This window comes from Streptomyces sp. NBC_00005 (genome assembly GCF_045160215.1).
Lineage (GTDB): Bacteria > Actinomycetota > Actinomycetes > Streptomycetales > Streptomycetaceae > Streptomyces.
In genome coordinates this window covers 7,076,870-7,088,381 of record NZ_CP108316.1, presented here as the reverse complement: position 1 = coordinate 7,088,381, position 11,512 = coordinate 7,076,870, and the positions used below count along the sequence as shown (strand labels likewise).

General features: G+C 71.9%; 10 protein-coding genes. 7 read left to right on the top strand and 3 right to left on the bottom strand.

Going from position 1 to position 11,512, the window contains the following annotated elements; genetic code table 11:
* Window positions 1-179: 179 nt before the first annotated feature.
* Both OG303_RS32500 and OG303_RS32495 read right to left on the bottom strand, forming a co-directional pair.
* Window positions 180-449: a phosphopantetheine-binding protein gene (locus OG303_RS32500; protein WP_405872873.1), complete on the bottom strand. Its 270-nt coding sequence runs from the start codon at window positions 447-449 to the stop codon at window positions 180-182.
* A gap of 12 nt (window positions 450-461) precedes the next feature.
* Complete coding sequence (locus OG303_RS32495) at window positions 462-1,976, bottom strand: class I adenylate-forming enzyme family protein (protein WP_405872872.1); 1,515 nt, start codon at window positions 1,974-1,976, stop codon at window positions 462-464.
* A 783-nt stretch (window positions 1,977-2,759) separates the two neighbouring features.
* Here OG303_RS32495 and OG303_RS32490 point away from each other — a divergent pair.
* The 5 genes from OG303_RS32490 to OG303_RS32470 all read left to right on the top strand — a co-directional run bounded on the left by OG303_RS32490 (window position 2,760) and on the right by OG303_RS32470 (window position 8,149).
* Window positions 2,760-3,896: a MupA/Atu3671 family FMN-dependent luciferase-like monooxygenase gene (locus OG303_RS32490; protein ID WP_405872871.1), complete on the top strand. Its 1,137-nt coding sequence runs from the start codon at window positions 2,760-2,762 to the stop codon at window positions 3,894-3,896.
* Between the two features lie 16 nt (window positions 3,897-3,912).
* Entirely contained in the window at window positions 3,913-4,464 is a 552-nt protein-coding gene (gene ssuE, locus OG303_RS32485; protein ID WP_405872870.1) for an NADPH-dependent FMN reductase, read from the top strand.
* Window positions 4,465-4,545: 81 nt separating this feature from the next.
* The gene (locus OG303_RS32480) at window positions 4,546-5,613 is read left to right on the top strand and encodes a glucose-1-phosphate thymidylyltransferase (RefSeq protein WP_405872869.1); all 1,068 of its coding nucleotides are present in this window, start codon (window positions 4,546-4,548) and stop codon (window positions 5,611-5,613) included.
* A complete protein-coding gene (rfbB, locus tag OG303_RS32475; RefSeq protein WP_405872868.1) occupies window positions 5,610-6,602 on the top strand; it encodes a dTDP-glucose 4,6-dehydratase in 993 nt (330 codons plus the stop codon). The genes OG303_RS32480 and rfbB overlap by 4 nt, the downstream gene beginning before the upstream one ends.
* Entirely contained in the window at window positions 6,599-8,149 is a 1,551-nt protein-coding gene (locus OG303_RS32470) for an FAD-dependent oxidoreductase (RefSeq protein ID WP_405872867.1), read from the top strand. Before rfbB ends, OG303_RS32470 begins: the two co-directional genes overlap by 4 nt.
* A 128-nt stretch (window positions 8,150-8,277) precedes the next feature.
* Here OG303_RS32470 and OG303_RS32465 read toward each other — a convergent pair whose 3' ends face one another.
* Window positions 8,278-8,892, bottom strand: coding sequence for a dTDP-4-dehydrorhamnose 3,5-epimerase family protein (locus OG303_RS32465; RefSeq protein ID WP_405872865.1), 615 nt, complete (start codon window positions 8,890-8,892; stop codon window positions 8,278-8,280).
* Between the two features lie 121 nt (window positions 8,893-9,013).
* Here OG303_RS32465 and OG303_RS32460 point away from each other — a divergent pair, with 121 nt between their 5' ends.
* A complete protein-coding gene (locus OG303_RS32460) occupies window positions 9,014-9,961 on the top strand; it encodes an NAD-dependent epimerase/dehydratase family protein (protein ID WP_405872864.1) in 948 nt (315 codons plus the stop codon).
* A gap of 201 nt (window positions 9,962-10,162) precedes the next feature.
* Window positions 10,163-11,464, top strand: a complete 1,302-nt coding sequence (gene rfbH / locus OG303_RS32455) for a lipopolysaccharide biosynthesis protein RfbH (RefSeq protein WP_405872863.1) — start codon at window positions 10,163-10,165, stop codon at window positions 11,462-11,464.
* Window positions 11,465-11,512 lie beyond the last annotated feature (48 nt).

Sequence of the window (11,512 nt, the reverse complement as noted above, 5' to 3'; positions counted from 1 at the left end):
GGATTCCCGGTCGGGGCCCTTTCAGTTCCTTCGGTCGGATCAGCCGCGGTTCCGCTTCATGGCGTCACCGACGAACTTGGCGGCGAGGATGAGGGCGACGGTGACGCCGAGGCCGATGAAGAGGTGGGTCATGGTGGTTCTCCTTTGTGAGGGGTTGGTTGTGCTGGTGCGGGATGGCTTCAGTGGGCGACGGCACGCTGGGCGTTGAGCACGCCCCACAGAGCCGCCGGGGTGGCGAAGGTCGCGGCGGTGAGGGTCTCCTCCGGGAACTCCACGTCGTAGGTGTCCTCCAGGCGGACCAGGAGCTCGATGGTCGCCATCGAGTCGAGGCCGGCCTCCTTGAGGTCGAGGGCGGGATCCAGCGGACCCGCACCGGCCAGGCGCGGCAGGACCGAGCACAGCAGCTGCTCGAAGCCGGAGTCGGGCCGGAGGTCCGGGGTCGTCGTCATGGTGCGTACTCCTTACGCGTCGGCGTTCTGCTCGCGGCGCAGCCGCTGCTTGTCGGTCTTGCCGTTCGGGGTGAGGGGCAGCTCGTCGACCAGATGGCAGACGGCGGGGACCTTGGCGGCCTCCAGGCGCTCGGCCAGCTGCGCGAGCACCACGTCGGGGGCCGGTTCGGCGACGGCGTACAGCGTGAGGTCGTGGCCGTCGGCGGGGGCGAGGGCGGCTGCGGCCGTGACGCCCGGGATGTCCAGGGCAGCCGTCTCGATCTCGAGGGTGCCCATGCGGACGCCCTTGCGCTTGAACAGGTCGTCCCGGCGGCCCTCGAAGTAGAGGTGGCCGTCGGCGTCGAGGTGGCCGTAGTCGCCGGTGTGCAGGGTGACTTCGCCGGTTTCCGGGTCGGGGCGGAAGCGCAGGGCGGTCTGTTCGGGGGCGCGCCAGTAGCCGTCCATGATGTGCGGGCCGCGTACGGCGATCTCGCCGACGGTGCCGGGCGGCAGCGGGTGGCCGTCGTCGTCGAGGACCAGCACCTCGGTGCCGTCCAGGGCACGGCCGACCGAGCCGGGCCTGGCGAGGTCGCCGTCGGGTTCGAGGACGGTGATCCGCTTGCACTCGGTGGTGCCGAACATCGGGGACACCCGGGCGTTCGGGAAGGCGGCACGAAGCTGCGCGATGACCGGCGCGGTCAGGGCGGCCCCCGTGTTGGTGAACAGCCGTACCGGCGGCGGCTCGCGACGGTCGCGGCGGGCCAGCGTCAGCAGCATCTCGCCGAGCGAGGGCACGAGCGGCACGACGGTCACGCCGTACTCGTGCAGGGTGCCCAACAGGCGTACGTGGCGGTCGGGTTCGGTCAGCACGAGCTGGGCGCCGGCGATCACCGAGAGGAAGATCTGGTAGAGCCCGTAGTCGAAGGAGAGCGGCACCGCGGCGAGGACGACGTCGTCCTCGCGGTAGTTCAGCCGGGCCTGGATGGCGCGGGCCGCGAAGACGATCGGGGCGTGCGGGCCGGCCACGGCCTTGGGGGCCGAGGTGGAGCCGGAGGTGTAGATCAGCAGGCCGAGGTCGTCGGGGCGTACGGGGGTGTCCTCGTGAACGCCGGCGTGCAACTGCTGCTCGGCGCCCGCACGCGCGTGGGCGAGCGGAACCACGGGCCGGTCGGTCAACTCCCGTAGGACACCGACGTCTTCGGCCCCCTGCGCGATCAGCAGAGCCGGATCACAGTCCGGTACGACGGTGGAGAGATGGAAGCGCTTCATCGCCGGGTTGACCGGCACGAAGACGATGCCGCGGCGCAGCGCGCCGAAGAGCAGGGCGGTGAACTCACGGACGTTGCCGACCCGGGCCAGCACCCGGTCGCCGCGGCGCACGCCACGGGCGGTGAGCCAGTCGGCGTACGCCCGTGACCAGGCGTCGAGTTCCGCGTACGTCCAGCTGCCCGAGGCGTCCCGCACGGCGGGGGCGTCGGGCCGGGCGGCGACCGCCGCGGCGAGCAGGCCGTCGACGGTGTCGGCGGCCACGAGTGTCTGAGTCGTCATCCAGCAACCTCTTGGGCAATCGGTCCGTCGGAACAAAGTCGGTCCCGCCGAGCCTGACGCCGTGCCCTTGACCGCCGGTGGAGCAGGGCTGGGGGGCTGCCCTGGGCGGCTGCCCGGGGGACCAGGTCGGTTGCAGGGAGTCGCCACTTGAGGCCCCGTGAGCCTCTTGAAGCTCTTGAAGCTCTGAGGGAGCCGAGCGGGGCGGCAGGGGTCCCCTCCTGTTGGGGAGCCGTGTCAGGGGCGCGCAACGCCGGGCTGATGCGCCGGACAGGCCTCGGCACGGCCATCCGGATTGCGCGACCTGACCTTGACCAAGCCGAACGGGCGACAGGACGCCGGAGAAGACGCCCGCCCGGGCCCGAGACGCCGGAGGCCGGTCCGCCGGACAGCCAAGGCCCGCGCCACCAGGCCGCCGCCGGACAGGCCCTGCACCGCCACCGACCCGCCGGACCCGTCCCGGCCGAGCTGCTCACGGCGGCCGACCGGAGCCGCAGGCCCCTCCAGAAGCACGCGCCACAGACGCGCAGCGCCACGCCGATCCGCCGCCCCGTCAGCGGCCGCGACCCCGTCCCCCGCCCACCGGACAGACCCCGGTGCCACCCTCCAGCCTGCCCAGGCTCAAGTCCCCTGCGAGGGGACGCCCCGATGGTGTCCGCGGACAGCAAGCCCCCAACAGCCCATGACCCATGGACCCGTGGACCTATGGCGCACGACCCATGGACAGGCCCACGAAGACGACGACCCCGCCGCGACGACGTCCGACGGGGAAGGAGGCAGCACAGGATGAACGCGGAATCCCGGCAGTCCGGTAACCCGGCCGGCCCCGGCGGCGGGCGCTCGCCGGCCTTCGGTGTCTTCTTCTTCGCCGCGGTCGGCGACCGGTCCGAGGAGACGTACCGGCTGATGCTCGACGCGGCCCGCCGCGCCGACGAGCTCGGCTTCGGCTTCGTGTCGACGCCCGAGCGCCACTTCCACCGCTTCGGCGGCGCCTTCCCCAACCCCGCCGTCACCTCGGCCGCGATCGCCGCCACGACCCGGCGGATCCAGATCCGGGCGGGCAGCGTGGTCACCCCGCTGCACCCGGCGTCCCGGATCGTCGAGGACTTCGCGACGGTGGACGGCATCTCCGGCGGCCGGGTCGCGATCTCGGTGGGCTCCGGCTGGAACGTCAACGACTTCGTCATCGCACCCGACAAGTACGAGACGCGCCGCGAGCAGATGGCCAGGGACGTGACCGACATCCGCGAGGCCTGGCGCACCGGCCGCTGGACCGGCCGCACTCCCCTCGGCACCGAGGCCACGCTGCCGCTGTACCCGCGCCCCGTGCAGCCCGAGCTGCCCGTGTGGGTGACCGCGTCCCGCAGCGAGGGCACCTTCGTCGAGGCGGGCCGGATCGGCTGCAACATCCTCACCCACCTGGAGAACCAGGACGTGGACTCGCTCGCCGGCAAGGTCGCGCTCTACCGCGCGGCCCGCGCCGAGGCGGGCTGGGACGGCCCCGGCACGGTGACGGTGATGATGCACACCTACGTCGCCGAGGACCCGGCCAGGGCCCGCGAGATCGGCGGCGGCGCCCTGCGCGACTACCTGCTGTCCGCCATCGACCTGGAGGCGGGCGCCGTGCAGGCGGGCGGCCGGATGAGCGGCAACAAGGAGGGCCGGGACGTCCTGTCCGCGGCCCGCGCCCAGCGCAAGCTGGCCGACCTCGGCGTCAACCGCTATCTGTCCGGCAACTCCCTGATCGGCTCGGTCGAGGAGTGCACGCAGACCGCCCGCCGGGTGCGCGCCGCCGGCGTGGACGAGATCGCCTGCCTGGTCGACTTCGTCCCCGATCCGGCCCAGGTGCTCGACTCCCTCGAACTGCTCGATTCCGTACGACGCGAGGCCGCACGGGCCGCCCGGCCCGTCGGCGCCCGCTGACCCAGGAGGTCGCCCCATGCCGACGATCCTCGCCGTCTCCGGCAGCCCGTCGCCGGTCTCGTTCACCCACCGCGTGCTCACCCACACCGCCGAACGGCTCGGCGAACGAGGGCACTTGGTGGACGTGCTGGCCGTGCGCGCCCTGCCGGCCGCCGAACTGCTCGCCGCCGACACCACGCATCCCGACATCGCCACCGCCGTACGGCAGTTCACGGAGGCCGACGCCGTGGTCCTCGCGACCCCCGTCTACAAGGCGGCGTACTCGGGCCTGCTGAAGGCCTTTCTCGACCTGCTCCCCCAGTTCGCCCTGGCCGGCAAGGTCGTGCTCCCGCTGGCCACCGGCGGCTCCCTCGCCCACGTACTCGCCCTCGACTACGGCCTGCGCCCGGTGCTGATGTCGATGCAGCCGGCCGCCGTCGCCGAGAGCTTCTTCGTGCACGCCGAGCAGGCCGAGCAGGCCGAGGCCATGGCCGCCCAACTGGACGGCGCCACCGACCGGTTCGCCGATCTCGTCGAAACCCTGCACCGGCAGCAGCCCGCACGCCGTCTGGCACCCGCGGCCGCCTGACCCACGACTGTCACACCGAACCCCATGACTGTCACACCGAACCCCACGACCTTCACACCGAACACCCCGGAAGAGGCTCCCATGAAGGCTCTTGTGCTGGCCGGCGGGACGGGATCCCGGCTGCGCCCGTTCAGCTACTCCATGCCCAAACAGCTCATCCCGATCGCCAACAAGCCGGTCCTGGAACACGTGCTGGACAACATCCGGGACATCGGCGTCACCGAGATCGGCATCATCGTCGGCAACCACGCCACCGAGATCGCGGAGGCCCTCGGCGACGGCTCCCGCCTGGGCGTCGAGATCACGTACATCCCGCAGGAGCGCCCGGCCGGCCTCGCCCAGACCGTGCAGCTGGCCCGCGGTTTCCTCGGCGACGACGACTTCGTGATGTACCTCGGCGACAACATGCTGCCGGAGGGCATCAAGGAGGCCGCCGCGGAGTTCCGCGCCCTGAAGCCGGCCGCCCAGGTCCTGGTCGCGCAGGTGGAGGACCCGCGTGCGTTTGGGGTCGCCGAGGTCGACGCGCGCGGCGTCGTGGAGCGGCTGGTGGAGAAGCCGCCGGTGCCGCGCTCCAACCTGGCGCTGATCGGCGTGTACTTCTTCACCCCGGCGATCCACCAGGCCGTCGACTCCATCTCCCCCAGCGCCCGGGGCGAGTTGGAGATCACCGACGCCATCCAATGGCTGGTGACCGACGGGCAGACCGTGCGGGCCCAGGAGTACGCCGGCTACTGGAAGGACACCGGCAAGGTCGAGGACGTACTCGAGTGCAACCGGATGCTCCTCGACGCCGTGTCCCGCGGCATCGAGGGCGAGGTCGACGAGGACTCGGTGCTGATCGGCAGCGTCGTCGTCGAGCCCGGCGCCCGCATCGTCCGCTCGTTCGTGGTGGGCCCGGTGGTGATCGGCGCGGGCACCGTGCTGGAGGACAGCCACGTCGGCCCCTACACCTCGATCGGGCGGGACTGCGTCCTGACCGACGCCCATCTGGACCGCTCCATCGCCCTGGACGGCGCGACGGTCTCCGGCGTGCGCGGCCTGCGCGGCTCGCTGCTCGGCCGCTCCGCCGCCGTCTCCGGCGCCCAACTGGAAGAGCGCCACCACCGTCTGGTGGTCGGCGACCACACCCGCGTGGAGGTCGCGGCATGAACAAGAAGATCCTGGTCACCGGCGGCGCGGGCTTCATCGGCTCGCACTACGTCCGCACGCTCCTCGACGGTGGTTACGAGGGCTACGAGAACGCCGAGGTCACCGTCCTCGACAAGCTGACCTACGCCGGCAACCGCGACAACCTGCCCGCCGCACACCCACGGCTGACCTTCGTCGAGGGCGACATCTGCGATCTGCCGCTGCTGCTCGACCTGTTCGAGGGCCACCACGCGGTGGTGCACTTCGCGGCCGAGTCGCACGTCGACCGCTCACTCGAGTCCGCCGCGGAGTTCGTCGCCACCAACGTCGGCGGCACCCAGAACGTCATGGAGGCCGCCCTGCGCACGGGCGTCGAACGGGTCGTGCACGTCTCCACCGACGAGGTGTACGGCACCATCGACGAGGGCTCCTGGACCGAGGAGTGGCCGCTGCTGCCCAACTCCCCCTACGCCGCGTCCAAGGCGGGCTCCGACCTGATCGCCCGCGCCTACTGGCGCACCCACGGCCTGAACGTCTCGATCACCCGCTGCTCCAACAACTACGGGCCCTACCAGCACCCCGAGAAGCTCATCCCGCGCTTCGTTACCAAACTGCTGGAGGGCGAGACGGTCCCGCTGTACGGCGAGGGCGCCAACATCCGGGAGTGGCTGCACGTCGACGACCACTGCCGCGCGATCCAGCTGGTGCTGACCCGCGGCCGGGCCGGCGAGGTCTACAACGTGGGCGGCGGCAACGAGCAGACCAACCGCCAGATCACCGAACGGCTCCTGGAGTCGACCGGCAACGACTGGTCCAGCGTGGTCCGGGTCGCCGACCGCAAGGGCCACGACCTGCGCTACTCGCTCGACGAGTCCAAGATCCGCGAGGAGCTGGGCTACGCGCCCCGCGTCTCCTTCGAGGAGGGTCTGGCCGCCACCGTCGCCTGGTACCGGGACAACCCGGGCTGGTGGAAGGCGGTCAAGCACGGCGCCGGGGAGGGGCAGCAGTGACGGCATCCGCCCCCGAGGTGCTCGTGGTCGGCGCCGGCCCGGTCGGGCTGAGCGCCGCCCACGAGCTGGCCCGGCACGGCGTCCGGGTCCGGCTGGTGGACGCGGCCCACGGCCCGGCCACCACCAGCAGGGCGCTGGCCACCCACGCCCGCACGCTGGAGACGTACGACCAAATGGGCGTCCTGGACGAGCTGTTGGCGCGCGGTCAGCGCGTCGAGCACTTCACGCTGCACCAGAACGGCCGACGGCTGATCCGCTTCGACACGGACTACAGCCGGCTGCCCACCCGTTTCCCGTTCACGCTCATGGTCGACCAGGTGATCACCGAGGAGGTGCTGCGCGACGCCGCGGCCCGCCTCGGCGTCACCGTCGAGTGGGGCGTACGGCTCGACCGCTTCGAGGACCTCGGCGAGGACGGCGTACGCGCCCACCTCACCGGCCCCGGCGGCGCCGAGACCGTCACGGCCAACTGGCTGGTCGGCGCCGACGGCGGACACAGCGCCGTCCGCAAGCAGCTCGGCCTGAAACTGGAGGGCGAGTCGAGCGAGACCTGGCTGATCGCGGACGCGGTCGTCGACTGCGACCTGCCCAAGGACAGCATCCACTGGATGCGCACCCCGCGCGGCACGGTGATGATGGTGCCGTTCCCCGACGAGGGCAAGTGGCGCCTGCTCGACACGGCGGAGACCTCGTACGGCGGCGACGACCGGATGGTCGCCGACCGCTTCGCCGAGAAGATCACCGCCGGCACCGGAAAGCCGGCGCGCGTCCAACTCCCCACCTGGATCTCGGTGTTCACCATCCAGCAGCGCATGATCCCGCAGATGCGCGCGGGCCGGGTGCTGCTGGCGGGCGACGCCGCCCACGTCCACAGCCCGGCCTCCGGGCAGGGCATGAACACCGGCGTCCAGGACGCGGTGAACCTCTCCTGGAAGCTGGCGGCGGTCCTGCGCGGCGAGGCGGCTCACTCGCTCCTCGACTCCTACAGCGCCGAACGGGTGCCGGTCGGGGCCGAGTTGCTGCGCACCACCAGGATGGCCACCCTGCTGGTCCAGCTGCGCAGCCGCAAGGCGGCCGCGTTCCTGCGCACCGCCTTCACCTTCCTGCGCAACGTGCCGCCCCTCAAGGGCCGCATCCAGCGCAAGATCATGGGCGGCATGTCGGCACTCGGCCTCGGCTACGGCACGAGCCCCCTCACCCTCGCGGCCCCCGCCCCCGGTGCCCGCTCCGCCGTCCGCCCCGGTGAACGCCTCGCCCGCGTCGACGCCACCCGCGCCGCCGCCTCCCCGGCCTGGCAGCAGATACTGACCGAGCTCCGCGGCCCGGACTGGTTCGTGCTCACCTACGGCCGTACGACCGGCCGGCGGCTGCGCAGCCTGCACCTCACCGACGCCTCCGTCGCCGCCGACCTCGGCCTGCGCACGGGCGACTGGCTCCTGGTCCGCCCGGACGGCTATGTGGCCGCCCGCGGGGACGCCGGACAGCCACCGTCGGCGGCGCTGGCGGAACTGGGCGTCCGACTGGAGAGCGTCACCCAAGTGGCATGACCCGTAGATGAGTTGAGGCCTACAGGTTCGAGGCCCACAACTACAGGTTCGAGGCCCACAAGTTGAGGCCCGCCCCGGATTCTCGGAGCGGGCCTCAACGCACGGCGGGTCTCATCGCTCGGCGTTCCTCAAGCCGCCGCCCGGGCGCGCTTTCCGTACAGCTCCCGGCACTGTTCGTACGTCGGCAGCAGGCCCCGCTCGGCGGCCTCGGCCACCGTCGGCGCGTTCGCGTCCTTCTCCGACAACAGGGGTTCCCCGGTGAGCCACCTGGCCCACGGCAGCTCCAACTCCGGGTCGAAGGCCCGCAGATCGAGCTGGGTGCCCGGCACGTACTCGGTGGAGCACAGGTAGCTGATGCAGGTGTCGTCGGTGAGCGCGACGAACCCGTGCGCGAGCCCCTCCGCGACGAACACCGCCCGGCCGCCCCGCGCGTCGAGGACGGTGCAGTCGTGCCGCCCGAAGGTGGGCGAACCGATCCGCACGTCGACCACCACGTCGAGCAGCACCCCGCGCACACAGCTGACCAGTTTGGCCTGCCCCGGCGGGATCGCCACCCCGTGCAGCCCGCGCACTGTGTTGCGGGCGGACGCCGAGTAGTTGACCTGGCGGGGCAGGAAGGAGTGGCCGGTCTCGGCGGCGAGAAGGTCGTAGCGGAACGACTCGTGGAAGCTGCCGCGCGCGTCCGGCAGCAGTCTCGGCATGATGCGGTACGCGTCCGGCACAGCGGTCTCTTCGATCCTCATGCCCCGTGACGGTAGGCACCTCGACTCGATTCCCGGTAGCGCCGGGGCGGCGGATCCAGCCGTGCCCTAGTACGACCCGCCAAAGTGCCCCCACCACAGACGACTTGGGAGGCGGGGACGGGTGTCGGCGATCGAGAGACGACCGGACGGCGGGCGTACGGTACTGGTGCTGGGCGCCACCGGATTCGTGGGCGGCCATGTGTGCCGCGCCTTCGCGGCGGCGGGCTGGCGGGTGGCGGGCGTGGCCCGCACCGTGCGGGGCGCCCGCACACCGTACGAGATCCACGAACTCGACCTCGTGGCCGCCGAGCCCGCCCGCGTCGCGGAGCTGGTCGGCCGCCACCGCGCGGACGTGGTGGTGAACGCGGCCGGTGCGGTCTGGGGTGTCACCCAGGCGGAAATGGACCTGGGCAACCGGGACTTGGTGCACCGCCTGATCGCGGCCGGCCCGCCCCGGCTGATCCAGCTGGGCTCCGTGCACGAGTACGGTCCGGTGCCGCGCACCGCCATCACCGAGGCCACCCCGACGGCGCCCGTCACGCCGTACGGGCGCTCCAAGCTGGCCGGGGCGCGGGCCCTGCTCGACTCCGGCACGAACGGTCTCGTCCTGCGCGTGTCCAACGTGTCGGGACCCGGCACCTCCGCCGTCAGTCTGCTCGGCATGGTCGCCGCGCATCTCGCCGCCCGCTCCGCCGAGCCACTGCGCCTGGCGCCGCTGCTCGCCCACCGCGACTTCGTGGACGTGCGTGACCTCGCCGACGCGGTGGTGGCCGCCGCCGCGTCCGAGGTGACCGGACGGGTCGTCAACATCGGTGGCGGGGAGGCGACTTCGGTGCGTGACCTGGTGGCGCGGCTGGTCGCGCTCGACGGGCGCGGCGCCGGGATCGTGCAGGCGCCGGTGGCGGGCGGCCGGCCCCCGGAGGCCGAGTGGCAGCGCATGGACGTCTCCCTCGCCCGCACCCTGCTCGGCTGGCGGCCCCGGCGCTCCCTGGAGGAGTCGCTGCGCGACCTGTTGTCCAGTGCCGTTCGAGCAGCGGCGCCCACGATGTCCGCATCGGCCCATCGCTGACGGCCACGTGCCGGAACGCAGAGCCTGTGTCTGAACCCCGGCCGGGCGCCTGCCGCCTGGCACGCACGCTCGCCACGTTGCCGAAAGGCCCTGGTAGCTCCGCTACGAGGACCTTCCGGCGCCTTGCGATCGCACGCACCAGACGACGGGCGCTGATCCGGCCGGAGTTCAGACACAGGCTCACCATGGAGGCAGGTCAAGATGAGTGACACCAAGGCACGGATCCTGGAGCAGGTGCGGGACTACCACCTGGAGAAGGAGTCGTCCGGCGCGTTCCGTCCGGGCGTCGACGAGATCTGGCCGTCCGGCGCGGTGCTCGGCCCCGAGGACCGGGTCGCCCTGGTCGAGGCGGCCATCGACATGAAGATCGCGGCCGGCACGCACTCGCGCCGCTTCGAGACACGGTTCGCCCGCTACATGAAGCGGCGCAAGGCGCACCTGGTGAACTCCGGCTCCTCGGCGAACCTGCTCGCCCTGTCGGCCCTCACCTCACCGCACCTGGAGGACCGCCGCCTCAAGCCCGGCGACGAGGTCGTCACCGTCGCCGCGGGCTTCCCCACCACCGTCAACCCGATCATCCAGAACGGCCTCGTCCCCGTCTTCGTCGACGTCGAGCTGAAGACGTACAACACCACCGCCGAACGCATCAAGGCGGCGGTCGGCCCCAAGACCCGCGCCATCATGATCGCCCACGCACTCGGCAACCCCTTCGAGGTCGCCGAGGTGGCCCGGATCGCCGAGGAGAACGACCTCTTCCTCATCGAGGACAACTGCGACGCGGTCGGTTCTCTCTACGACGGTCGACTGACCGGCACCTTCGGCGACTTGACGACCGTCAGCTTCTACCCGGCGCACCACCTCACGATGGGCGAGGGCGGCTGCGTCCTCACCTCGAACCTGGCGCTCGCCCGGATCGTCGAGTCGATGCGCGACTGGGGCCGCGACTGCTGGTGCGAGCCGGGCGAGAACAACCGCTGCTTCAAGCGGTTCGAGTACCAGCTGGGCACCCTCCCGGCCGGCTACGACCACAAGTACATCTACTCGCACGTCGGTTACAACCTGAAGGCCACCGACCTGCAGGCCGCGCTGGGTCTGACCCAGCTCGCCAAGGTCGACGCCTTCACCGCGGCCCGCCGCCACAACTGGACCCGGCTGCGCGAGGGCCTGGACGGCGCCCCGCACCTGATCCTGCCGGAGGCGACGCTGAACAGCGAGCCGAGCTGGTTCGGGTTCGTCATCACGGTCGCGCCCGACGCGCCCTTCTCCCGCAAGGAGCTGGTGGACTTCCTGGAGTCCCGCAAGATCGGCACCCGCAACCTGTTCGCCGGCAACCTCACCCGCCAGCCCGCCTACCAGGACGTACCGCACCGGGTCGTCGGCGACCTCACCAACTCGGACGTCATCACCGAGCAGACCTTCTGGATCGGCGTCTACCCCGGCCTCACCGACGAGATGACCGACTACATGGTCGCCTCCGTCCGCGAGTTCATCGCCGGCCGGTGACCCGCGCCGCCCACTGCTTTCGTGGGCCCCGACTCCCCTGAGATGCAC

What these genes read in the sequence shown, in the direction of transcription:
- OG303_RS32500 (WP_405872873.1), bottom strand. Translation starts at nt 449, where the DNA reads ATGACGACGACCCCGGACCTCCGGCCCGACTCCGGCTTCGAGCAGCTG.
- OG303_RS32495 (WP_405872872.1), bottom strand. Translation starts at nt 1,976, where the DNA reads ATGACGACTCAGACACTCGTGGCCGCCGACACCGTCGACGGCCTGCTC.
- OG303_RS32490 (WP_405872871.1), top strand. Translation starts at nt 2,760, where the DNA reads ATGAACGCGGAATCCCGGCAGTCCGGTAACCCGGCCGGCCCCGGCGGC.
- ssuE (WP_405872870.1), top strand. Translation starts at nt 3,913, where the DNA reads ATGCCGACGATCCTCGCCGTCTCCGGCAGCCCGTCGCCGGTCTCGTTC.
- OG303_RS32480 (WP_405872869.1), top strand. Translation starts at nt 4,546, where the DNA reads ATGAAGGCTCTTGTGCTGGCCGGCGGGACGGGATCCCGGCTGCGCCCG.
- rfbB (WP_405872868.1), top strand. Translation starts at nt 5,610, where the DNA reads ATGAACAAGAAGATCCTGGTCACCGGCGGCGCGGGCTTCATCGGCTCG.
- OG303_RS32465 (WP_405872865.1), bottom strand. Translation starts at nt 8,892, where the DNA reads ATGAGGATCGAAGAGACCGCTGTGCCGGACGCGTACCGCATCATGCCG.
- rfbH (WP_405872863.1), top strand. Translation starts at nt 10,163, where the DNA reads ATGAGTGACACCAAGGCACGGATCCTGGAGCAGGTGCGGGACTACCAC.